The organism is Streptomyces populi, assembly GCF_002911015.1.
Taxonomy (GTDB): Bacteria; Actinomycetota; Actinomycetes; order Streptomycetales; family Streptomycetaceae; genus Streptomyces; species Streptomyces populi.
On sequence record NZ_KZ626840.1, the window covers coordinates 83,821 to 106,602 of the forward strand.

At 70.9% G+C, this 22,782-nt stretch carries 22 protein-coding genes and 1 pseudogene; 12 read left to right on the forward strand and 11 right to left on the reverse strand.

Translation table 11 applies throughout. The features are described 5' to 3' along the window. The first annotated feature begins 154 nt into the window (after positions 1 to 154). Both CW362_RS00410 and CW362_RS00415 read left to right on the forward strand, forming a co-directional pair. Positions 155 to 622, forward strand: a complete 468-nt coding sequence (locus tag CW362_RS00410) for a hypothetical protein (RefSeq protein ID WP_162683912.1) — start codon at positions 155 to 157, stop codon at positions 620 to 622. A gap of 35 nt (positions 623 to 657) precedes the next feature. Beyond that, a complete protein-coding gene (locus tag CW362_RS00415; protein ID WP_162683913.1) occupies positions 658 to 1,245 on the forward strand; it encodes a class I SAM-dependent methyltransferase in 588 nt (195 codons plus the stop codon). A 6-nt stretch (positions 1,246 to 1,251) separates the two neighbouring features. Here the strand turns inward: CW362_RS00415 and CW362_RS00420 are convergent, their stop codons facing one another. From CW362_RS00420 to CW362_RS00440, 5 genes are all read right to left on the reverse strand, one after another. Further along, positions 1,252 to 1,671 carry a PPC domain-containing DNA-binding protein gene (locus tag CW362_RS00420; RefSeq protein ID WP_103547208.1) on the reverse strand — a complete coding sequence of 140 codons (420 nt, stop codon included), beginning with the start codon at positions 1,669 to 1,671 and terminating at the stop codon, positions 1,252 to 1,254. Positions 1,672 to 1,865: 194 nt separating this feature from the next. Beyond that, positions 1,866 to 2,882 (reverse strand): 3-oxoacyl-ACP synthase III family protein, encoded by a 1,017-nt coding sequence (locus CW362_RS00425; RefSeq protein WP_103547209.1) that lies wholly within the window; start codon positions 2,880 to 2,882, stop codon positions 1,866 to 1,868. Next, positions 2,879 to 3,532, reverse strand: a complete 654-nt coding sequence (locus CW362_RS00430; RefSeq protein WP_103547210.1) for an SRPBCC family protein — start codon at positions 3,530 to 3,532, stop codon at positions 2,879 to 2,881. Before CW362_RS00430 ends, CW362_RS00425 begins: the two co-directional genes overlap by 4 nt. Further along, positions 3,504 to 5,357, reverse strand: coding sequence for a thiamine pyrophosphate-binding protein (locus CW362_RS00435; protein ID WP_103547211.1), 1,854 nt, complete (start codon positions 5,355 to 5,357; stop codon positions 3,504 to 3,506). The genes CW362_RS00430 and CW362_RS00435 overlap by 29 nt, the downstream gene beginning before the upstream one ends. Continuing rightward, entirely contained in the window at positions 5,354 to 6,370 is a 1,017-nt protein-coding gene (locus tag CW362_RS00440) for a GlxA family transcriptional regulator (protein WP_206300811.1), read from the reverse strand. The genes CW362_RS00435 and CW362_RS00440 overlap by 4 nt, the downstream gene beginning before the upstream one ends. Positions 6,371 to 6,633: 263 nt before the next feature. Here CW362_RS00440 and CW362_RS00445 point away from each other — a divergent pair, with 263 nt between their 5' ends. Then, on the forward strand, positions 6,634 to 7,500 hold the full coding sequence (locus CW362_RS00445) for an AraC family transcriptional regulator (RefSeq protein WP_103547213.1): 867 nt from the start codon (positions 6,634 to 6,636) through the stop codon (positions 7,498 to 7,500). A 139-nt stretch (positions 7,501 to 7,639) separates the two neighbouring features. Here the strand turns inward: CW362_RS00445 and CW362_RS00450 are convergent, their stop codons facing one another. Continuing rightward, positions 7,640 to 8,848 carry a globin domain-containing protein gene (locus tag CW362_RS00450; RefSeq protein ID WP_103547214.1) on the reverse strand — a complete coding sequence of 403 codons (1,209 nt, stop codon included), beginning with the start codon at positions 8,846 to 8,848 and terminating at the stop codon, positions 7,640 to 7,642. 304 nt (positions 8,849 to 9,152) lie between these two features. Here CW362_RS00450 and CW362_RS43140 point away from each other — a divergent pair, with 304 nt between their 5' ends. From CW362_RS43140 to CW362_RS00460, 3 genes are all read left to right on the forward strand, one after another. Then, positions 9,153 to 9,572 carry a hypothetical protein gene (locus CW362_RS43140; RefSeq protein WP_162683914.1) on the forward strand — a complete coding sequence of 140 codons (420 nt, stop codon included), beginning with the start codon at positions 9,153 to 9,155 and terminating at the stop codon, positions 9,570 to 9,572. A 281-nt stretch (positions 9,573 to 9,853) separates the two neighbouring features. Next, positions 9,854 to 10,609, forward strand: coding sequence for a tetratricopeptide repeat protein (locus tag CW362_RS00455; protein ID WP_103547215.1), 756 nt, complete (start codon positions 9,854 to 9,856; stop codon positions 10,607 to 10,609). 179 nt (positions 10,610 to 10,788) lie between these two features. Continuing rightward, positions 10,789 to 11,139: a PRC domain containing protein gene (locus CW362_RS00460; RefSeq protein WP_103547216.1), complete on the forward strand. Its 351-nt coding sequence runs from the start codon at positions 10,789 to 10,791 to the stop codon at positions 11,137 to 11,139. Between the two features lie 29 nt (positions 11,140 to 11,168). Here the strand turns inward: CW362_RS00460 and CW362_RS00465 are convergent, their stop codons facing one another. Together CW362_RS00465 and CW362_RS00470 are read right to left on the reverse strand one after the other, a co-directional pair. Further along, entirely contained in the window at positions 11,169 to 11,993 is an 825-nt protein-coding gene (locus CW362_RS00465) for an SDR family oxidoreductase (RefSeq protein ID WP_103547217.1), read from the reverse strand. 198 nt (positions 11,994 to 12,191) lie between these two features. Further along, positions 12,192 to 13,466: a phosphatase PAP2 family protein gene (locus CW362_RS00470; RefSeq protein ID WP_162683930.1), complete on the reverse strand. Its 1,275-nt coding sequence runs from the start codon at positions 13,464 to 13,466 to the stop codon at positions 12,192 to 12,194. Positions 13,467 to 13,844: 378 nt separating this feature from the next. On the opposite strand from CW362_RS00470, the gene CW362_RS00475 reads away from it, so the two are divergent. Next, positions 13,845 to 14,645 carry a class I SAM-dependent methyltransferase gene (locus tag CW362_RS00475; RefSeq protein ID WP_103547218.1) on the forward strand — a complete coding sequence of 267 codons (801 nt, stop codon included), beginning with the start codon at positions 13,845 to 13,847 and terminating at the stop codon, positions 14,643 to 14,645. Between the two features lie 105 nt (positions 14,646 to 14,750). Here the strand turns inward: CW362_RS00475 and CW362_RS00480 are convergent, their stop codons facing one another. Beyond that, positions 14,751 to 15,779: a DUF6745 domain-containing protein gene (locus CW362_RS00480; protein WP_103547219.1), complete on the reverse strand. Its 1,029-nt coding sequence runs from the start codon at positions 15,777 to 15,779 to the stop codon at positions 14,751 to 14,753. 129 nt (positions 15,780 to 15,908) lie between these two features. Continuing rightward, a complete protein-coding gene (locus CW362_RS00485; RefSeq protein WP_103547220.1) occupies positions 15,909 to 16,235 on the reverse strand; it encodes a dCTP deaminase/dUTPase family protein in 327 nt (108 codons plus the stop codon). 320 nt (positions 16,236 to 16,555) lie between these two features. On the opposite strand from CW362_RS00485, the gene CW362_RS00490 reads away from it, so the two are divergent. The 5 genes and pseudogenes from CW362_RS00490 to CW362_RS00510 all read left to right on the forward strand — a co-directional run bounded on the left by CW362_RS00490 (position 16,556) and on the right by CW362_RS00510 (position 21,828). Continuing rightward, positions 16,556 to 17,524 (forward strand): STM4015 family protein, encoded by a 969-nt coding sequence (locus tag CW362_RS00490; protein ID WP_103547221.1) that lies wholly within the window; start codon positions 16,556 to 16,558, stop codon positions 17,522 to 17,524. 27 nt (positions 17,525 to 17,551) lie between these two features. Next, positions 17,552 to 18,631: pseudogene (locus tag CW362_RS00495) on the forward strand (STM4014 family protein); the annotation flags it as partial. A 140-nt stretch (positions 18,632 to 18,771) separates the two neighbouring features. Then, positions 18,772 to 19,578: an STM4013/SEN3800 family hydrolase gene (locus tag CW362_RS00500; protein ID WP_103547362.1), complete on the forward strand. Its 807-nt coding sequence runs from the start codon at positions 18,772 to 18,774 to the stop codon at positions 19,576 to 19,578. Continuing rightward, positions 19,575 to 20,930 carry an STM4012 family radical SAM protein gene (locus CW362_RS00505; RefSeq protein WP_103547222.1) on the forward strand — a complete coding sequence of 452 codons (1,356 nt, stop codon included), beginning with the start codon at positions 19,575 to 19,577 and terminating at the stop codon, positions 20,928 to 20,930. The genes CW362_RS00500 and CW362_RS00505 overlap by 4 nt, the downstream gene beginning before the upstream one ends. Positions 20,931 to 20,937: 7 nt before the next feature. Further along, positions 20,938 to 21,828 carry an STM4011 family radical SAM protein gene (locus tag CW362_RS00510; RefSeq protein ID WP_103547223.1) on the forward strand — a complete coding sequence of 297 codons (891 nt, stop codon included), beginning with the start codon at positions 20,938 to 20,940 and terminating at the stop codon, positions 21,826 to 21,828. A 41-nt stretch (positions 21,829 to 21,869) separates the two neighbouring features. On the opposite strand, the gene CW362_RS00515 is transcribed toward CW362_RS00510, so the two are convergent. Beyond that, a complete protein-coding gene (locus CW362_RS00515; RefSeq protein ID WP_103547224.1) occupies positions 21,870 to 22,688 on the reverse strand; it encodes a polyamine aminopropyltransferase in 819 nt (272 codons plus the stop codon). Positions 22,689 to 22,782: the final 94 nt, after the last annotated feature.

Here is a 22,782-nt window from a genome sequence, read left to right on the forward strand (position 1 = left end):
GGACGTCTTTGAACCGTCGACTGCTGCCCCGGAAGACTCGCGGGCACGGCAATACGCCCTCCCCCAGCCCCTCGGAGGCTTCTCCGCACCGGCGTTGCCCCACCGGCAGCGTAGTGACATAGTGCGGGATCAAAACTGAGGGGGGAGCGAGCCCGTGTCCAACGCCCTTATATGGGTTGGCAGTCTGCTGGCTGGAGCTTCCGTCTCCGCGGTGATCGCGATATTCCTGGGCAGCACGCTCGAGTACCTGGCGGCTCGGACCATCGGCACCGTATGGCGGGGCGGCGAGTACGACGTACGGGGGCGCTGGGCGTCGTCGTACAACTACCGGAGCCGCGGGGCGGCCCATGTGGGCGAGCAGGTCATGCAGTTCCATCAGGTGGGGCGATCCGTCTACGCCAAGAACATCGGCGGCACTTCGCCGCATCGGCATTTCCTCAAGCTGAAGATCGACGGCAGTTACCTGACGGGAGACTGGCGTAACATGGCCCGCAATGCGAATCATTACGGTGTCGTACAGCTGCGCATCACCGCCGACGGCACGGAAATGATCGGCAAGTGGATCGGTTTCGACAGCAGTTCGTCGATCCAGGCAAACAACTGGAAGCTCACCCGCCAGTAGCAGTCAGAGCGGCAACCGTCAGGAGTTCCGACACCGTGGGACAGATCTGGAACCCTTCCAAGGCAGGCACTCCCAGTGTCGAGCTGGCCGACCTCGGCCGCACCCGGCGCTTCCGTTCCGTTCTCGACGCCGGATGCGGCTGGGGACGGAACATCCTGGTGTTCGCGGAGGGCGCCGACCGTCTCCACGCCTTCGACACGGACCCCGAAGGCGTGCAGGCCACCAAGGAATGCCTGGAGGAGGCTTCGGACCCGGACGCGGAAGTGCACGTGTGGGACGGCGATCTGCTGACCACAGAGCCCGTACCGCCCTACGATCTGGTGATCTGTTACGGCGTCACACACTTTCTGCGACGCCGGGAGCGGCACATCGCCTACGAGCGGCTGAAGAGCTGGACCCGGCCCGGCGGTCTGGTGGCCATCGCCTCCTTCAACACTCTCGTACCCATCCCGGCGGACCTGCGGGCCCTCATGCCGGATCCGCCGTCGGACAGCACCGAAGTGCGCGACGCGTTCGAGGGCTGGGATGCCGTTTTCGCCCGCAGTCATGTCTACGACGACGAACACGAGGGCGGAATCCGGCACACCCATTCGATCGACCGTCTCATTCTGCGCAGGCCCTGAACGGCGTCAACGCCCGCGCCCGGTCCGGGCCTTCTCCACGACGAGCTCACGGAATCCGGTGTCCGGGTCGTATTTCCGGGAGAAGACGAGCTCAGGGTTTTCGAGGAGAACGATCTCGGCACTGAGGCGGACGGTGCTTCCGTAATCCAGGTGCCCCCCTCGCACGACGCCTTCACCGTCGGACACGGAAAGGTGGAGGTGGCTTCCGTTGACGGACAGGGTTCCCGAGATCGAGACGATTTCGAAATCACCGTCGAGGTGACTGAAATCGACAGCTCCCGGCATACGCAGAACAACCGCGGACAGCCCTCCGAGGCCAGTGACAATGCACCCGGCACGGATTTCATGCGCTGCGACATAGTGCTCGATGGCCTTCCGCAGGTCCACCCCCTGCGAAAGCCGGAAGGCATGCGTCCTACCGTCCATGCATCGCACCTTCTCCCCTCACCTCATCGCATTTACCCCTTGATGTTTCCTCTTCTTTTATCGACAATACCCAAACGGGACGATCCTTAAGTACCGAACGCGTGAACGTCTCATTCTGCACCTCTTCCCCCGGAAGTGCTCATTCCTGACGAGATGTCACAGGTGAGGCGCGTGGGACGCCGAGCTCACGGTCGTCATCGCCCGCCGCCCCATCGGACCGCGGCGGCGCCGGCGAAGTCGCCGGCATGGGCGAATCCCCCCAGTACCACGAGGTCACCGTCCTTGACCCGGCCCGAGTCGATCGCGTGGTCCAGGGTGACCGGGATCGCGGCCCCGAAGAGGTTCCCGCACCGGTCGAAGGTGTTCAGGTGCCGCTCGGCGGGCAGTTGCAGCGCCTCCCGCCAGTTCCGCAGGAAGGTGCGGTTCGGCTGGTTGGTGACCAGGACGTCGATGTCGCCGGTCGCCACACCGAGCCGTCGGCACAGATCCGTGACCACCTCCGGGACCAGGCGGTTGCCGCGCGCCAGGACCTTGGCGACGCTCGCGTCGGTGAAGCCGATCCGCAGTTGGGACTCCCCCGGCTCCCAGTACTTGCGGCCGTCGTCGACCGCCACAGTCATGTCGCCGGCGAACTCTCCGATGTGCCGGGTCTCCACGTCCAGGACCGGACTCCCGGCCGACGTCGTCACCCATCCCACGCCGCAGCCGTCGCCCGGGATCGCGGCCTGCGCGAGCCGGCGCACCTCGGACTGGGTGAAGCACTGACCGGCGGCGCTCTGCGCGTTGCAGATCAGTGCGGTCCTCGCGTCGGTGGTGCCGAGGATCTGCCGGGCCAGCTTCAACATGTACACGAAGGAGGCACAGCCCGCGTTGGCCACGTCGACGAGCCACTCCGGGTTCAGGCCCAGCCGGCGTGCCACTTCGGTGCCCGCGCCGACGAACGGCAGATCCGGCAGCTGACTGTGCACCAGCAGGACGTCGACGCCGCGGATCTCGTCCCTGCCGTGCCGTTCGATCAGGGGCTGCACGGCGCGTTCGATCATGTCCGTGTTGGTCTCGTCCGCGGCGACGTGGTGGCGTGCCGGAGGGGCCTTGAACATGGGGTTGTCGCGGAGCTTGTCCTCCGCTCCCGGGTAGTCGGTGTAGAACTCCGCCGGTACCGGATCGCCCGGAAGGTAGCCCGCGACGTCGGTGAGACTGACCGTGGTCACCGGGCCACCGTCCTCGTGGGAGCCGTGTTCACCGGCTGCCCGTTGCGGTGGCGGTGTTCCAGGATCGCCTTGAGGTTGTTCATCTCCACGGTGTGCCCCGCGTAGAACAGGTCCCAGTAGTCGCCCACCCAGGGCCGGTCGGCGCGGGGAGCCAGGCCGGGGTCCGGGTTCGCGTCGTAGTAGGGATGGCGGCAGTTGGTCCAGGTGATCACCGACCCCGGCCGGTCGAGCACCAGGCGGGCCGGTACGACACGCATCAGGTAGATCATCCACAGCTTGTCGCCCTGGTCCCAGGAACAGTGGTAGTCCACGGTCATGGCCTCGGGGTTGGCGACCACCTTGCAGTAGATCCGGGTGTCGTCCTCCAGGCGGTCGCGGCCGACCCACAGTCCAGGAGTGCCGGAGGGGGTGAAGTCCCGCAGGCTGCAGGTCCACTCCTCCAGGTGGTGGCCCTGGCGGAGGTAGTCGTACGCCGGCTCCGGCGGGCAGTCGACGTACTCGTGGATGGTGCAGTACTGCCCGTAGACCTGGTGGTGGGGGTATACGGAGTGGGTGAGTTCGACGCAGTGGGCGGTCAGTTCGTCCTTGCCGGGGTTCTCGATCCGCATCAGACCGGGGATGTCAGCCAATGTGGACGACTCGTCGCTCATCTGAACTCTCCTTGTTGTCGGCACGGTCGGCATGGTCCGCACGACCGGTGGCTTCGGCGAAGGGCTGGAAGGGCAGGAAGGGAGGGACCTCCCTCGGGTCGCAGTCCAGCGCCACGAACGCCGGGCCGCCGCCCGTGTTGCCGCGCAGCAGCGCCTCGCGCAGCTGCGCCGCGTCCTCGGCGCCGGTGACGTCGAGGGACGGGAAGGCGGCGGCCACCCCGGCGGCGATGTCGGTCCGGCCGAAGAGGTCGTCGCTGCGGACGCCGCCCTGGAGGAACTCCTCGCGCAGCACGCACATGGCGTGGGCGTTGTTGTTGAAGACGACGAAGGTGACGGGTGCCGAGTGCTCCACGGCGGTGTGCACTTCCGCGCCGTGCATGAAGAAGGCCCCGTCGCCGGCGAGCACATAGGTGCGTCGCCCCGTGGCGAGCGCGGCGCCGATGCCGGCGCCGAAGGTGTAGCCCATGCCTCCCATGCCGAGCGCCACCACGAAACGGCCGTGGCGCGGTGCCGGGAGGAGGTGGACCGCGCTGGCCCCCGTGTTGCCGGCGTCCACGAAGACGTGCGCGTCCTCGGGCAGCGCCGCCTCCACCGCGGCGAGGGCCTGGGAGTAGGAGACGGTCCGTCCGCGGACGGCCGCCGGGTCCGGGCCCTCCGTCGGGGTGGGGCGGGGGCCGGCGTGCCGGGGACAGGCGCGCGGATCCGACGGGAGCCGGCCGGTCACCGCGCGCAGGGCGTCCCGCAGGTCCCCGCCCAGCGCCGTGCCCGGCACGTACGGCCTTTCGGGGTCCAGGCACACGACGTCGGTGGCGGCCAGGGCCCGCTCCAGCCCGCCGCGGGCCAGGAGCGGCAGCCGGGTGCCGACCAGCAGGCACACGTCGGCCCGTCGCAGGCAGTGCTCGACATTGGCGTGGCCCATCACTCCGGCCACACCCGCGAACCGGGGATCCCGGTTGTCGAAGACGTCCTTGGCGTCCGGGGTGACCGCCACCCACGCCCCGAGGTTCCGGGCCAGTTCGGACAGTTCCGCGCGGGCGTCCGCCGCGGCGACGCCCTCACCGGCGATGACGAGGACCGTGTCCGCGCCGCGGAGGATGTCCGACGCCTCGGTGACAGCCGCGTCGTCGAGCCGTGCCGACGATTCCGCCGGAGCTGTCGGAACTGTCGGAGCTGTCGGAGCTGTCGGCGGCGGTGTCGCCGTGTCCGGTGAAGGCGCGGCCGGTGCCGGCACGGCCGCCGTCGGCGCCGGATCGTGGCCGGGCAACCGGATCCGTGCCTGTTGCACGTCCTTGGGCAGCAACAGCACCGCCGGCCCCCGCGGCTCGGTCCGCGCCGCCGCCATCGCCCGCGGCAACAGCTCCACGAGCGAGTCCGCGTCCTCGACCCGGGCACAGAACCGGGAGATCGGGGTGAAGACCTCGCCCGCGTCGAAGGAGTCCCCCTTCCCGCTGGTGTCCTGGAACGCGCCGTGGCCCTCCTGGGCGGTCGGCGGCTGCCCCACCAGGGCGAGCAGCGGCACCCGGGAGGCGTACGCCTCCGCGAGGCCCGGCACCAGGTTCATCGCGCCACCGCCCGACGTGGCGGCGACGACGCCCAGGCTCCCGGTGGTCCGGGCGCATCCGTCGGCCATCGTGACGGCCGAGAACTCGTGCTTGGCGACCACACCACGGACGGTTCCGCCGCGGTGCACGGCGTCGTACAGGTCCTCGATGTTCGCGCCGCCGACACCGAACACATGGGTGACCCCGGCCCTGGCGAGCTCACCGGCCAGATGGTCGACCACACGTACCGTCCCGGCTTCGGGCGTCTCCGTGCCGCTGGTCATACGGGGCTCCCCTCCCTCTCCTGGCGCCGGTCGACGAAGCCGGACGGCGTGATCACCTGGAAGCGGTGCCGGTACTCCTTCGGGGTGAGTCCCAGGGTCCGCCCGAAGGAGCGGAAGAAGGTCTCGGGGGCACCGAATCCACAGCGGCCCGCTATCTGGCCGATCGGCAGGTCGGTGGTCTCCAGCAGTTCGCGGGCGCGGGCGATCCGCGTGCGCTGCACGTACTGGCCGGGAGTCGTGCCGACCTCGCGCCGGAAGACCCGGGAGAAGTTGCGCGGACTCATGTTGGCCCGCTGGGCCATCTCGGCCACGGGTAACGGGTTGTGGAGGTTCTCCAGGATCCACTCCTGCGCGGTCCGGATCGGCGGGTGGTCGGCCAACTGGGCGTCCAGCACCGCGCTGAACTGGGACTGTCCTCCGTGCCGCTTGAGGAAGAGCACCAGGAACCGCGCCGTCTCCAGGGCGAGTGCCGCTCCGTGATCGGCCTCGACCAGGGCCAGCGCCATGTCGATCCCGGTCGACACGCCCGCCGAGGTGACGAAGGGGCCGTCCCAGACGAAGATCGGCTCGGCGTCCACCGTCACCGCCGGGTAGCGGCAGGCCATCGTCTCGCTGTACGCCCAGTGCGTGGTGGCGCGTCTGCCGTCCAACAGGCCCGCCTCGGCCAGCAGAAAGGATCCGCCACATACCGAGGCCACCCTGCGCGACCGGGCCGCCGCCGCCCGGATCCACGAGACCAGCACCTGGTCCTGGAGCGCTTCACCGACGCTCCATCCGCCCGGGACGAGGAGGGTGTCGACGGGGCCCTGCCCCGCCTCCAGCGGCAAGGCCTCCACGCTCACCCCCGAACCCGTGCGCACCAGTGGCGCGTCGGCGGAGACCAGGTCGATCCGATAGGGAACGGCCCCCGGAGGGAGAAGCCGGTTCGCGAGGTCGAACACTTCAATCGGTCCGGTGATGTCCAGCGCCATGGCACCCGCGTACACCACCACAACAACACGTCGCTCTGACACGGTCACAGCCTGTATCGGATCTCGGACTGACTGCAATGACAGATCACTGACGCATCCGGCCAACGGGCGGCCGCCCGAGGGGAGTTGCGGGCCTCTGGCCAGGCGGTTCGCACACGGCCACAGCCACGGCGGGTGAGGTAACTCACAGGGTCCGGAAGGTGAAGGGCCGCCTCGCGCACCCGACCCGATCGGGCACAGGATGTCGGGTCCGGCATGGTGGACGCCGCCTAGCGTGGTGGTCGTCAAGAGGAAGGAGACCGGGCGTGCTGGAGCGGTTGAACCAGGCCCTGGAGCACATCGAACGTCATCTCGGCCAGGACATCGAGGTGGAGGAGCTGGCACGCGTCGCGGCCACCTCGGAGTACCACCTGCGCCGGATGTTCTCCGCGCTCGCGGGCATGCCGCTGTCGGAGTACGTCCGGCGCCGTCGGCTCACCCTCGCGGGTGCCGAGGTGCTCGCCGGGCGCGAGACGCTGCTGGAGATCGCGGTGCGCTACGGCTACGGCTCCGGCGAGGCGTTCGCGCGGGCCTTCCGCGCCATGCACGGCATCGGCCCGGGCGAGGCCCGGCGCACCGGCGCCGCGCTGAGCTCCCAGTCCCGGATGGCCTTCCGTCTCACCGTCGAAGGGAGCAGCAGTATGCGATACCGCGTCGTGCGCAAGGAGGAGTTCTCGGTCGTCGGGCTCAAGGCCCGGGTGCCGCTGGTGCATTCGGGGCCGAACCGGGCGATCATCGACTTCGTCCGCGGGATCGCCCCGGGAACCCTGGAGCGGCTGGAGAAGCTGTCGGACCAGGAGCCGCACGGCATCGTCTCGGTCTGCGACGACCTCGACCCCAGCCGCGCCGAGGGCACCGAACTCGACTACTACCAGGGCGTGATCACCTCCGTGGCCGCGCCCGAGGGCACCACCGCGCTGGCCGTCCCCGCCGGCACCTGGGCGGTCTTCACCACCTCCGGGCCCGCGCCGGGGGCCATCCAGGAACTGTGGCGGGACGTCTTCACCGAGTGGTTCCCGTCGAACCCGTACCGCAGCCGGCCCGGCCCCGAGATCCTGCGCACCCGGCTGTCGCCGGACGGGGCCACGGCCGACGCAGAGCTGTGGCTCCCGGTGGAGCCCGAGCACGGCTGACGAGGCGGCGGGCCCCCGGGACGGACACGTGCGAGCGCGTCGGCCGGCTTCCCGGTCCGGCCGACGCGCCTCCCGGCGACGCTCGTGACCGGCCTCGTGGTCGGTCGACGAGGCCGGCCGGATCGAGGCGTGAACGTCGTCAGTCGAGGTCCGCCTGCCACAGGTCCGGGCCGAACACCTCGTACTGGATGTCGTGCGGTGCGACGCCGCGTCCGAGGAGCGCGCTCCGCAGCGGCTGCATGAACGCCAGCGGGCCGCACATGTAGTACACCGCGTTGTCCGGCAGATCGACGTGGGAGAGGTCCATCATCCCCGCGAAGACGCCCTTCACCGGCTCGTTGGTCTCCGCGCCCTTCTCGTACCAGAGGTACATCTCGGCGTTCCGCAGTTCGAGCACGTCGCTGACCACCTGGCGGCGCAGCGCGAACGACGCCTCGTCGAGATCGGCGTGCAGCACGGTGATCGGCAGCCGGGACTCGGCCTGGACGAGGTGGGAGAGCATCCCGGCCATGGGGGTGATCCCGATGCCCGCCGTGGCGAACACCACCGGTCGCCCGGAGTCGTCGAGGACGACATCGCCGTAGGGCAGTGACAGCGTGAGGACGTCGCCCACGTCGACCGTGTCGTGCAGGAGGGCGGACACCTCGCCCTCGGGTTCACCGTTGCCGCGGACCCGCTTGACCGAGAACTGACGGTGTTCGCCGTCGTCGGCCCGGGTCAGACTGTACTGGCGCGGCTGGCGCACCCCGTCGGGCATGTCGATCAGCACGGTGACGTACTGGCCGGGGAGCGAGGTCGTCACCAGACGGTCGTCGACCCGCTTGACCACGAACGTCACGACGTCCCGAGTCTCCGTGATCTTCTTCTCGACCACCCACTTGCGCCACACCGTCTCCGGTGTGACCCCGCGCGCGCTGTAGAGGCCGCGCTCCTGGTTGATCAGGGCGTTCGCCATCAGCCAGTAGACCTCGTCCCAGGCCGCGGCGACCTCCGGGGTGACCGCGTCGCCCAGTACGTCGACGATGGCCCACATCAGGTTGTCGTGGACGGTCCGGTACTGGTCCGGACCGATCCCGAGGGAGGCGTGTTTGTGCGCGATGCGCTTCAGCAGGTGTTCCGGGGTCCGCTGCGGTGTGCTCACCAGGCCGCTGGCGAACGCCGCCACGGATCCGGCGAGCGCCTGCTGCTGTTCTCCGTGCGCCTGGTTCCCCCGGTTGAAGACCCCGTCCAGGAGTTCGGGATGGTTGGCGAACATGTGGCGGTAGAAGCGTCGGGCGATCTCACCGATGTGTTCACCGACGACGGGCAACGTCGCCGTGATGACGGGTCGGGACGTGTTGGAAAGCATGACGCGTATCTCCAGCGCGGGCGAAGTACGGGGCAGGCATCGGACAACTGCGGCATCGCTCGTACGGCGGCCGGAGCCGGGGTGGAGCCGCTCGCCCTGCACGGGTACCGCGGCCGTCCTCGGTGACCGGATCGCCAGGACGCCCGGCACGGCGCCCGCGCTCCACGCTAGAAGGGGACCGGGCGCTTCGCACCCCCGACTCCCTCATTGGGGGGCCTTTGCCCGGATCACCGGTGGCGTGGGATCCGGGGCGCGCCCCGCCGGCCACGGGTGGCGCCGCCACGGGCGTTGCTAACGTGACGGCATGGGACGTCGTCGGTACCGGCAACTGGTCATGGGGCACGAACGGTTCCGGTGGTGGGTCAGCCATCGCCACGTGCCGGCCCCGGATTCCGGCAGTGCGCCCGGACACGCGTGCCAAGAGGTCCTCGCCGTCACGCGCGAGGGTTCTCCGGGCGCGATCCGCATCGTCTTCGCCTCGGGCCCCGGCCGTGTTGTGGGCGGCGGCGGCTGGGGGGCTCATGAAGGGGGCGTCAGTCGTGCGGGAGGCGGCTACCTCAATCTCCACCGGCCCGCGACCGTACGGGAGTTGATCGAAGAGGTCCTGGCGGACGGACAGCGGTTCGGGCACGCCGCCCAGGTCGACGGGTGGCGCTTCTTCGATGCCGCGGCCGCGCGCGTACCGCCGGAACGTCCGGACCCGTCGCCCGGGTCGTCGGCATGAACCGGTTCCGTACGACGGTCCTCGCCGCCGGCGGCGGTCGTGCGCACCGAGCCGTCCCCTGCCGCCGCCCCTTGCCCTCGCCGCCGAAAACGGGCCACATCGGCGGTCCCCGCCGCAGAACGGGCAGCCCGTCGGACAACCGGTCCTACGATTGTGCCGGTTGACGAGCCGTACCATCTGTCGAGGCCCCGGCACACCGGGACGTCGTACGGGAAACGGCCGGTTCGTCCCCGTCGTCGGTCCCTGCCCTCCTCTCGAGGCTGTGGAGCGATGAGCCGCACGTGTCCGTCGGGGCGGGCCACGACGCGAAAGGCAGCGACATGGTGCAGTGGCAGGGGACCAACTTCACCGTGGACGGACACGAGCCGACCAGTGCCGAGGAGTACTACCGGATCGGCCTGCACTGCTGGAACACCGGGCAGCACCCCGGTGCGGAGATCCGCTTCCTGGAGACCGCGGCGTCCACCGGTCACAGTGCCGCGATCGAGCTGCTGGGGCACATCGACTACACGCAGGGGCGGTACGCGAGCGCGGTGCCACGGCTGCGGCACAGCAGCCGTTCGCCTCGAGCGGCCTTCTACCTCGCCTCGCTCTACCACCACGGCTGCCCGCAGGCGGGCATCGTCCAGTCGCTGGACGAAGCGGCCCGCTGGTACCACGCCTCGGCCGAACTGGGCGAGCCCGAAGCGATGCTCGTCCTGGGCGACCTGTACCTGGAGCAACTGATTCCGGTCACCGGGGCTCCCGCGGAACACGCCCTGGAGCAGTTCCTGGCGGCCGCGACGCGTAACCATCCCTACGGCCAGTACCGCGCCGCGGAGATCTACCGGACCCTCTACCAGGACAACGAGCGCGCCGCCGTGATGTACCAGTCCTGTGTGGACAACCCGATGACCGAGCGCCACGCGCTGGGGTCGATGATGCTGCTCCAGAGCCAGGCGCACCTGCGGGAGATATCGGCCTACAGGGCGGCGCGCCGACGGCAGCAGCGACGTGACACCGTCGATCCCACGCAGCGGCGGGGCGACTTCTACTGACGTCGTCCCCGCTTCCTCCTGAGGTCGCCCCCGCTCGCGTCACCCGCCCGGCCCGTGCGGAGCGGGTCCGGGCGGCCGCATCCGTCATCCGGCGCGGTCTTCGTCTAACGTGGAAAGCGCCTGCGCGACTCCACGGTTCCGCTGCGGACGAGCGTGGAGTCTCGACGAGGGAGCCGTTCATGACTGACAGCATCTGGGGCTACCACCCGGCCGCCGGGCACACCGAGGGCACCGATCTGGTCGGGTACAAGGTCGAGGCCGTCGACGGCGCCATCGGCAAGGTCGACAAGCATTCGGACGACGTCGACTCCGCGCATCTCATCGTCGACATCGGCGTGTGGATCTTCGGCAGGCACGTCATGCTGCCCGCCGGCACCGTGAAGCGGGTCGACCGGGACGCACGGAAGATCTATGTCGCGCTCACCCAGGAGCAGATCAGGGAGTCCCCCGAGTTCGACCGGGCCAGGCACGTCGGCGACGCCGACTACCACGACCAGGTCGGCGGCTACTACCAGAGCCACCGTTCCTGACCCGTCGGCTCCTGACCCGTCGGCACCGGTCAGCCCTGGGCCAGTTCCGCCACCGGCTGCCACTTCTCCCATGACGCCAGGCGCTGCTCGTAGTCCGCCCTGGCGATGCCCAGCGGCGCCGAACCGAAGAAGCAGCGCAGCGGGGGTTCCTGCGCGTCCACGATCTCCAGCACCGCCGCGGCGGAGGCACGCGGGTCGCCCGGGGTGCCGACGCGCTTGCGCCGCTGTTCCTGCACTTCCTTGTGGAACTCCGCGTACGCCGGCAGTTGCTCGGACGTGCTGGACGAGGAGCCGGCCCAGTCGGTGGCGAACCCGCCGGGCTCGATCAGGGTGACCTTGATGCCGAACGGCGCCACTTCCTGTGCCAGCGCCTGGCTCATGCCTTCGAGTGCCCATTTCGACGCGTGGTAAATACCGACCAGCGGGAAGGCGCTGATCCCGCCGATGGAGGAAACCTGCAGGATGTGGCCGCTTCCCTGCTCGCGCAGGAACGGCAGTGCCGCCTGGGTGATCCACAGCGCCCCGAACAGGTTGGTCTCCAGCTGTGCGCGGGCCTCCGCCTCGGTGAGCTCCTCGATCATCCCGAAGTGCCCGTAGCCGGCGTTGTTGACCACCACGTCGAGCCGTCCGAACCGCTCGTGCGCCAGCCGCACGGCGGCGAAGTCGGCGTCGCGGTCCGTGACGTCGAGCCGCAGGGGCAGCAGCCGCTCCCCGTAGGTCTCGCGAAGATCGTCCAGCGTGGACAGGTCGCGCGCCGTCGCGGCCACCGAGTCGCCGCGTTCCAGCGCGGCGATCGCCCATTCCCGCCCGAAGCCGCGGGAGGCGCCGGTGATGAACCAGGTCTTCTGTGTCATGGAGTGCTCCTCGTGGAACGTGTCGCCCGCTCGGTCACCACGTCACCGTGGCGTCACTCCTGCCACCCAACACCTTCGAGTGCGCTCCAGCGCAAATCCGGCCCGCCGGGCACGGCCGGACACCGGCTCCCCCCGTCCGAAGGACCTCCGCGGCCGGTCCGGGACGTTCCCGGGCGCTGCGGACGGGGGGTGGAGCGGTCACGCCTGCACGAGCTGCGGTTCCGGCTGCTGCACGGGCGCGATCCGCGGGTTCCACAGCCGGGTGGTCCGCACGTATCCGTAGATCACCGAGGCCATCGCCAGGAGAAGGACCGGTCCGAACGCCCAGGGATACCGGGCCATCTCCACCGGCAGGTAGCGGTACGACAGCAGGAGCAGGGTGAAGATCACCGAGCCGTAACCGACGAGCGTGATTCCCGCCCGGTCCCATCCTCGGTGGAACGAGCGCATGGCCGCCTCGATCGTGAGCGCGAACACCACGCCCGCGACGAGGTCCGCGCCGTAGTGGTAGCCGAATCCGAGCGTCGCCGTGAGCGTGCCGGTCAGCCAGAACGCGCCCGCGTAGCGCAGGACTCGCGAGCCCTTGCGCGTGTGGATGAAGAGCGTGGTGGCCCAGGCCGTGTGCAGGCTGGGCATGCAGTTGCGCGGGGTGACCTCGTCGAACGGGATCGGGTGCGGGGTACCGACCGGCACCGGGGTGTGCGGCCACAGGTTGGCCGCCGCCCATTGCCCGCCCTCGGCGCCGTAGGCGAAGACAGGTCCGGCCACGGGGAAGATCATGTAGATGGCGGGCCCGACCAGACCGATGGCCAGGAAGGTGCGCACCAGATGATGGCCCGGGAAGCGGCCCTCCTTCGCCACGTGGCGCAGCTGGTAGAGCGCGAAGACGGCCGCCGCGAGCGGGAGCTGGCCGTAGACGAGGTGGATGGCGTGGTAGCCGATCGGGCCGGTGGCATTGACGATCCGGCCCATCACCCACGACGGGTTGCCCAGCGCGTGATCGGCCGTGGCCACGTACGCGTCGAGGACCGTCGGACGGGTCTCCGACGTGATCATCAGCCAGGTGTCGCCCGTCTTGTGACCGGCCACCAGGAGCAGGCCCAGCCCGACGCCCTTCAGGAGCAGGACGCGTTCCTTGCCCGTACGGCGTGTGACGGCGATGAACGCATAGCCCAGGATCACCCACAGCGCGCCGTTGCCGAACATCATCTCGTCGGCGTCGACCGCCCAGCGCACCAGGAAGAAGACGACGTCGATCCCGGCCGCGATCCCCAGCGCGATGAGTCTTTGCCGCCAGGAGAGGACGACCATCATCAGCGCCAGACCGGCGTACAGCAGCGGTCCCGAGGTGGGGGCGAGGATCACCTCTCCGGCCTGATTGGCGATCGGCCCCGGCGTTCCGTAGTGACGCGCGATGATCTCCATCGCGACGAGGAACCCGAAGGTCACGACACCCGTGACGGTCCACAGGATCACCCGTGGTCGACGCTGTTCGTCGAAGTCAATTATTTTGTTTATTCGTGAAATTACTCGGGATGTTATAGATATCAACTGTTTGGCCGTTTTGTTAGGTATTGATCAAATGACTCACCCTTCGCGCTAGACAGCGTGTTCTTCTAGTGAAGGACGGACGATCAGGGCAATCGTCGTGAGTTCGATCATGCTATGAGCGTCACAGGTGCGTTTCAAGGGTCACAGCCTGTGCAAAGGCCCACGGATTCCGTGCCCGCCGATCTGCCGAAGCGCCCGAATACTGCCACTCTGACTGTGGATCATTCTTCGACGCTCAGGGGTTTTCATGGCGCGAACAGGCAGGAGACCCGTCACCGGACCGGGGCCGGGGAGCCGGCCATGACCGGCTCCCCGGCCTCCGGCGGCCACTACGGAGAAGATCTGTTCGAGCCGGAACACCCGCAGGAGGCCGAGCGCATCGACGCGGCGGCGCTGGTCTACGACCCCATCACCACCGGCCGGCTGCGCGCACTGGGCGCAGGACCGGGCAGCCGCTGCCTGGAGGTGGGGGCGGGGACCGGGACCGTGCTCCGATGGCTGCTGGAGGAGGCGGGGGCCGCGGAGGTGGTCGCGCTGGACCGGGACACCGGCGGCCTGGGCACCCTCGCGGGCCCGCGGGTGCGGGTGGTCACCGCCGACCTCCGGGACGAGAGCCTGGACCTCGGTCTCTTCGACCTCGTCCACGCCAGGTTCGTCCTCATGCACCTGCCCGAACGCCGCCGGCTCGTCTCCCGTCTCGCACGATGGCTGAAGCCGGGCGGCTGGCTGGTGCTCGGCGACGCCGTGGAGGTGCCGGACCGCCTGGACACCTCGTCGGCCTACCGGCGGACCATGGACGCCATGTGGCAGGCACTGCGGTCGACCATCGGCACCGACACGTCGGACGTCCCGGCGTATCCGCACTTCCTGAGGGAGGAAGGGCTCCGGGGCGTCGCCGCCGAACTGGTCTGCCCACCGCTGGTCGCGGGCGGCCCGCTGGCCCGTTTCTGGTCCGAGACCCTGGACCGCATGCGGCCCGCCCTCGAGGAGACCGGACGAGTGGACTCCGCCGTCATCGACGAGGCACTGGCCTACCTGGCCTCCCCCCGGCTCGCCGAACTCGGACCCGGCATGATGACGGCCTGGGGTCAGCGGCCCTGAGCCCACCGGCCGGGCAGGCCCGCCGGCGGATTCACCGGCCCCGCCCGCGACGAGATCTCCGGAAGGCGGGAGCCCGTCACTGGACCGCGGGGCCGCCGACCGTCCTCACGTCTGCCGGGACGGCTCGTACGCCTCGGCGGCGAGGCCGAACGTCCAGGCCACTCCCTCCCGGGCCGTACGGGTCGTCGGCGGGACGCGCAGCCAGTACGTACGGTTCGTCCCGTCGGGCTCCGGCGTCGAGTTGACCACCTCGACCATGACCACGTCCTCGTCCCCGGCCAGTTCGACCCGCCACAGCACCCCCGTCTCGTCGCGGTGGACGGGGACGGCCCCGGACTCGTCCAGGTACCGGTCGTAGCCGTAGTGCTCCAGCATCACCCGGCGCAGTTCGGCGTTCTCCTCGTCGCGTATCCGCTCGGGCGTCAGCGCGGTGAGTTCGTCGAGGAAGGTACGGGGCACCGGCATCCCTCGCCACGCGTAGAGCTCGAAGCCGTCCGCGTAGCGCAGCGCCGGGCCGTCCCCCCGGTCCAGGCGTCCGGCCTCGTCGCGGTGCAGGCCGAGCGGGCGTTCGCTGACGACCGCCACCTTCTCGTACGGCCACCACCAGCCCGCCTCGCGCGCCACCGCCGCGATCCCGGCCAGGGCACTCGTCCCGTCGGGGTCGAAGGCGCACAGCCACGCCGCGTCCTGCTGGCCCAGGGTCGCGTCCAGGAGCAGCAGCCGCACCCGGCTCTCCTCGTGGCGGTCGGTGGCGAGGTCCTCGACGACGCCCGCGCGCACCCGGTCGGCCAGTGCCCGGGCCGACTCCCACAGGGCCGCTCCCGTGGCCCGCCAGTGTCCGCTCCATCCCTCCGGTCCCAGCCGTTCGTGCGCCCGGGCGCGTTCCGCCGCCCAGGGTCCGGTGACGACGGCGCTCCGGACGCTGGGACCGGTGTCCCCGAGTTCCGGGCCGTCGACGGGCGCCGTGCCCATGAGCATGCGCACGGCCTCGTGGGGTGAGCGCGCCCAGACGACGCGCTCGGGCTCGTCCAGCCCGGCCCTGCGGTAGGCGAGCCGGACGCCCTCCTCGGCCGCCGCCCGGTCGCCCGCCCCCGTCCGTGTCGCGGTGGCACGCCAACTGCCCTGTTCCATCACACCGTTCCTCTCCGATATCCCCTGTGTCCGAGCGGCGCGACGCCCCCGCCGCCACCCGGTCCTGCCGTCGGACGCGCCGTCCGCGCGTCGGTGCGCACCGCTCCGTACCCGGAGCCACCGGCGGACCTGTCAGTCGGCGACGATCCGCACCGAGCCCGGCACGTACTCCCGCTGGCGGATCACCCGGTACCAGCCCTTGGGGAGAGATATCGCCCCGTGCTCCTCGTGCACGACCCGCGCCCCGTCGGGAACGTGCAGGAGCATCGGGCCGAACACACCGCCGTCCCGCACCAGGCGCCCGGGGCCGACCACGGCGTGGGCGTGCCCGGTGACTTCCCCGAGGGCCAGCACGAGCCGTCCGCGGCCGTCGCGGGGCTCGGACGCGGCGTCGAGGGCGTGGTCCGGCACCGCCTTCTCGTCCAACGGCACGATCAGCACGTCTCCTTGGCGGAACATGGGTCTCCCTCCCGGCGCGGCACGGGATGTGCCATGGGAAAAACCGTAGGGGCGACCACTGACAATCGGCCTCCGGACGGGCGCTCGCCCTGGCTGACCAGGCGTCATGTCGTCGATGACCGGCGGTCGCGGCCCGGCCGGGCCGCCCGGGCCGGTCGTCCGGGGGACGCGGTCCCGCTTCCGTCCCCAGGTGCCGACCCGGTTCGCCGTGATGTCGGTGGGACTTGGTAGAACTCGTCTGTCCGGGTGCGAACCGCGCGCTCCGGACTCTCCACCACGACCGTCGATCCACCGGAACCAGCACGAAGGAGCGGGCGCGCATGACCGTCAACAGGCACCTCGAGGAGTTCCACGGCCTGCCGGCCTTCACCTTTCCGGACGCCGGCGACAAGTCGTCCCGGGCCGCGTCGCTCCCCGCTCCCGAATCCGTCGCCTGGCGCATCGCCGTGGACGCCTACGACAGCGAGGAGGAGTGGGAGGACGCCTTCGCGCGCTTCCTGGCGGCCGTGGACACGGAAAAGGTGAGGGCGCTGATCGTCGGCGCGTGGAGCGACGTCTACGACACGTCTCCCCATGCGGTGATCGACGCCCTGGTGGCCGCGCGCGACCGGCTGCCCGCGCTGCGCGCGCTGTTCCTCGCCGACATCGTGGGGGAGGAGTGCGAGATCTCCTGGATCGTCCAGGGTGATGTGTCGCCCCTCCTGGAGGCCTTCCCCTCCCTGGTCGAATTCGGCGTCCGCGGCGGCAACGGCCTGGTCTTCCCCGCCGTCCGGCACGAGCGGCTGCGCACGCTGACCGTCGAGACCGGCGGCCTGCCGGCCGAAGCGGTACGCGGCATCGCCGCCAGCGACCTGCCCTCGCTGACGGCACTGGACCTGTGGCTCGGCACCTCCGAGTACGGGGGCGACGCCGATGTCGCCGATCTGGAGCCGTTCTTCGCGGGCACCCGGCTGCCCGGCCTGACCCGTCTGGCCCTGCGCAACAGCGAGATCCAGGACGCCGTCTGCACGGCGCTGGCCTCGGCCCCCGTCGTGGCGCGCCTCACGCACCTCGACGTCTCCATGGGCGTGCTCACCGACGACGGCGCGACGGCCCTGCTGTCGGGCCAGCCACTGACCCACCTCGAGGTGCTCGACCTGCACCACAACTACCTCAGCACCGCGGTGCGGACGCGCCTGCTGGAGACACTGGAGCCCGCCGGTGTCGTGGTCCACGCCGACCAGGGCGACGCGGACTCCGACGAGGAGGAGGACGGGACGGTCTGGCGTTTCGTCGCGGTCGGCGAGTAGCGCAGGAACGGAGGACGAGGAGACGGGATGGGCGGGTTGCGGCCGAAGGGCGCGCCGGTGAAGTGGGCGGTCGTGGCCAACGGGGAGAACCGCCGGGTGGCTCTGTTCGCGGCGGCGGCCGAGGCGGCGGGCTGCGGCACGCCCCGGGTGGTCGAGTGGCGGGACGTGCTGCGGGACGGCGGGCACGACTTCGCCGACGACGAGGTCGTCCGGCTGGACTCCCCCGGCGAGAACGCCGAGGTGGACCGGCTGTTGCGCGGCACCGACGAGCCGACCAGGGTGGAGGGCTCCGCGCGCTGGTACGCGGGTTTCCTGGACGGTGTGCGTTCGCTGCGCGGGGGCCGACGGCTCGACGACCCGGCGGACCTGGCCGTGCTCTTCGACAAACGGCTGTGCCACGCCCGTCTCCACGCGGCGGGTGTGCCGGTGCCGCAGTCCCCCACCTCCGGAGCCCTCCGGAGGTGGAGGACTGGGACGGCGTCCGGGGCCTCATGGCGGAGGCCGCGCTGCGGCGGGTCTTCGTGAAGCTCGCGCACGGTTCGTCCGCGTCGGGTGTGCTGGCCGTCGAGACGACCGCCTCGGGCCGGATCCGGGCCACGACCTCGGTCGAACGCACGGCGGACGGCGACCTCCACAACTCCCTGCGGATCCGCCGCTACACGGACGAGGCGCAGATCGCGGCGATCGTGGACACGCTCGCACCGGACGGACTGCACATCGAGCGCTGGCTGCCGAAGGCCTCGCTCGGCAGCAGGTCGGCGGACCTGCGCGTCGTGGTCGTGGCCGGTCGCGCGACCCACGCGGTGGTCCGTACGAGCCGCTCCCCCCTGACCAATCTGCATCTGGGCGGGGCACGCGGCGATCTCGCGGCCGTGCGCGCCCTGGCCGGTGACCGGTGGACGGAGGCCCTCTCCATCAGCGAACGGGCCGCCGCCTGCTTCCCCGGCACCCTGTGCGTGGGCGTCGATCTGCTGCCCGCCATCGGCTGGCGCCGGTTCGCCGTCGGTGAGGTCAACGCCTTCGGCGACCTGCTCCCCCGGCTGACCGGCCTGCCGGGCAGCGGCGCGGAGGGCCTGGACACGTACGCGGCGCAGGTCGCGGCGCTCCGTTCCCTCTCCCCCGAACACTTCCCCGTACGACCCGCGCTTCCGCCCGACACCCCGCCAGGACAGCACATGCCCCAGCCTGACCCCGGCCGCACACCGGCCCTGACACCTTCCGCCCCCGAACCGGCCGGGACGCCGGACATGAACGAGGTGGTGGGCCGGGACGACCTGCTCCTGCTCACCCTCGACACCCTGCGTCACGACGTGGCCGTCGAACTCGCCGCGGCCGGCCGTCTGCCGAACCTGGCCGCGCACCTGCCCGGCGGCACCTGGGAGCGGCGGCACGCCCCGGGGAACTTCACCTACGCGTCCCACCAGGCCATGTTCGCGGGCTTCCTGCCCACCCCGGCCACTCCGGGTCCGCACCCCCGGCTGTTCGCGGCGCGGTTCGCGGGCAGCGAGACGACGGCGGACCGCACGTTCGTCTTCGACACCCCGGACCTGGTGTCCGGCCTCGCCGCGCGCGGTTACCGCACGGTGTGCGTCGGAGGCGTCGGCTTCTTCAACAAGCAGGGCGCGCTGGGGAGCGTGCTGCCCGGCCTCTTCCAGGAGAGCCACTGGGAGCCGGAGTTCGGGGTGGCCTCGCCCACCTCGTTCGAGGCCCAGGTCGCGCGGGCCGAGAAGGTCGTCGCCGGACTTCCCGCGGAGCAGCGGTTGTTCCTGTTCCTGAACGTGTCGGCGCTGCACCAGCCGAACTGGTTCCACCTGCCCGGCGCCACCCGCGAGGCGGGCGACAGCCGGGCCACCCACGCGGCAGCCCTCGAGTACGTCGACGCCCACGTCGGACGGCTGTTCCGCGCGATGAGCTCGCGCCGCCGCTGCTTCGCCATCGTCTGCTCCGACCACGGCACGGCCTACGGGGACGACGGCTACACCGGCCACCGCCTCGGTCACGACTGCGTGTGGACCGTGCCCTACAGCCACTTCTTCCTGGAGCCGACCGTATGACGCTCGCCCCCGCGGCCGCCCCCACCGGCCTGCCGCGCCCCTACCAGAGCTACACCTACGCCTATCCCCACAAGACCGCCTACCGGCCCCTCGACCCGCGTCCCGCGCTGAGGGAACTGTGGGCGGGCGAGTCCCGGCGGTCGCTCTCGCTGTACCTGCACGTCCCGTTCTGCGAGATCCGCTGCGGTTTCTGCAATCTGTTCACCCGGATCGGCGCTCCCGGCGACCTGACGGGACGCTATCTGGACGCGGTGCGGCGCCAGGCCGCCGCCATGCGCGAGGCACTGGGCGACGAGGAGACCCCGCGTTTCGCCAACGCCGCGTTCGGGGGCGGCACACCGACGTTCCTGGAGGCCGCCGAGCTGGAGCGGCTGTGCGACATCGCCGAGCGGGAGATGGGCGCCGATCTCCGCGCGATACCGCTGTCCGTCGAGGCCTCGCCGTCCACGGCCACGGCCGACCGGCTGGCCGTGCTGGTCGAGCGGGGCACCACCCGTCTCAGTCTCGGGGTGCAGACCTTCGTCGAGGAGGAGTCCCGTGCCGCCGTGCGGCCACAGCGGCGCTCCGAGGTGGAGGCGGCGCTGGCGCGGATCCGCGAGGCCGCCGTCCCCGTCCTCAACATCGACCTGATCTACGGCATCGACGGTCAGACCGCGGCCAGTTGGCGCCACTCGCTGGACGCGGCCCTGGCCTGGCGGCCCGAGGAGATCTACCTCTACCCCCTCTACATCCGCCCCCTCACCGGCCTCGGCCGGAACGCCGACGCGCGGACGGCCGATCTGGAGTGGGACGAACAGCGGCTGCGGCGCTACCGGGAGGGCCGCGACCACCTGCTGGCACACGGCTACGAGCAGGTGTCGATGCGCATGTTCCGGCGCGCGGACGCACCTCCGCAGGGACCGGACGACTACGCCTGCCAGACCGACGGCATGATCGGCCTCGGCTGCGGTGCCCGCTCGTACACCTCGACGCTGCACTACTCCTTCGACTACGCGGTGTCGATGCGGGAGATCCGCGGCATCATCGACGACTACACCGCCACCGAGGACTTCTCGCACGCCCTGCACGGCCGCCGCGTCGACGAGGACGAGGCACGGCGCCGGCATCTGCTCCAGTCCCTCCTCCAGGCCGAGGGGCTGCCCGTCGCCGACTACCGGCTGCGGTTCGGATCGGATCCCCGCGACGACTTCCCGTCCGAGATCGGCACGCTCGCCGCACGGGGATGGCTCACAGGCGGGGAGGACGAACGGCTCCGCCTCTCCGCCGAAGGCCTCGCCCACTCGGACGCGATAGGCCCCGAGTTCTTCTCCCCGGCCGTCCGGGACGCCATGGCCGCCTACGAGACGAAGTGAGGCCCCGGTGGACCTGACGATCCTGTACCGCGGCCCGCTCGCCTCCTGCGACTACGACTGTCCGTACTGCCCGTTCGCGAAGCGCCGCGACAGCACCGAGCAGTTGCGGACCGACCGCGCTGCGCTGGAGCGGTTCACCGCGTGGGCGGGCGAGCAGCGCGAGGACCGGCTGTCGGTGCTCTTCACCCCGTGGGGCGAGGGGCTGGTCCGCTCCTGGTACCGCCGCGCCCTCGTGGAGCTGTCGCACCTGCCCCACGTCAGGCGGGTGGCCATCCAGACGAACCTCAGCTGCCGTACCGACTGGCTGCGGGAGGCGGACCGGGACACGGTGGCGCTGTGGTGCACGTACCACCCCGGGCAGACACCGCACGAACGGTTCGTCGCCAAGACCCGGCGGCTCGGCGAGCTGGGCGTCCGCTTCAGTGTCGGCGTCGTCGGCCTGCCCGAGCACAGGGAACCCGCGCTCAGGCTGCGCGCGGAACTCCCGGAGCACGTGTACCTGTGGGTGAACGCCGCCGAAGGGCACACCTACACGGACGAAGAGGCCGCCGAGTGGACCGCGCTCGACCCCCTCTTCCCCTTCAGCCGCCATCCGCACCGGTCGGCCGGACTGCCCTGCCGCACCGGCGAGTCGGTCATCTCGGTGGACGGCGACGGAGCGGTGCGGCGCTGCCATTTCGTCCGGACCGAGATCGGCCGGCTGTACGACGGCTCCTACCGTGCCGCGCTCGCCCCGCGTCCCTGCCCCCTGACCGCGTGCGACTGCCACATCGGTTACGTGCACCTGGAGACGCTGCCGCTGTACGACGTCTTCGCGGGCGGCGTCCTGGAACGCGTCCCGCGGGAGCTGCCGGGCCGGATGCCGCTTCCGGTGGTCCCCGCGACCGGCTCCGCCTGACAGCCGGACTCGGGGCGGCGGCCGTCCCGGTCCGGGCGGTGTCAGCCGTCGCGCCGTCGGGCGACGTAGACGGTGTTGGCCGCGGTCCCGCCCTGGAGCGGATTGTCGAAGTCCACGACGTGTGCCGCGGTGTCCGTGAAGACCTCCGCGAGCACCGCGCCGAACTCGTCGTCCGGCGGGTCGTTCGACCACAGCGCGAACACTCCGCCGGGACGCAGCAGTTCGGCCAGAGCCGTCAGGCCGGCCCGCGTGTAGAGCACGGCGTGGTCGGGGTGCAGCACATGGCGCGGCGAGTGGTCGACGTCGAGGAGGATCGCGTGGAAACGGCGGCCGGGGGTTTCGGGGTCGAGGCCGCGCGGCACGGCTCCGGTGCCGTCGGCGGCCTTGTCCCCTTTCGCCGACGAAGCGTCCGCTCCCCCGGCGTCGGCGGAGGACGGTTCGACGGCCGCCGCGCCCCCGGTGGTCATCGCGAAGAAGTCCCCGCGGACCAGCCGGCACCGGGGGTCGGACGCCAGTCCCGCGCCCAGGGGCACGAGCCCGCGCCGGTGCCAGTCGATCACTTCGGCCAGGGTGTCGACGACGACGAGCGACCGTACGCGCGGATCGTCCAGGGCCGCCCTGGCCGTGTATCCGAGGCCGAGTCCGCCGACCGCGACGTCGAGCGGGCCTTCGGACAGTTCGGCCAGACCGAGCCGGGCCAGCTCGATCTCCCCCGTGGTGAAGAGGGAGGACATCAGGTACTCGTCGCCGAGCTTCACCTCGTACACGTCGTCGCCCGACAGCGGGTCCCGTCGGCGGCGCAGGCTGATCTCGCCCATGGCCGTCGGCCGCCAGTCGATCTCCTCGAAACGCGCGCTCATCCGATGCCCTTCTTCCCGGTCCCGGGCCGCCGCGCCGGGCGGCTCGGGCCCGGTGCTCGGGAGGATCTTCACACGGAGCGCGGCCTACGGGCGG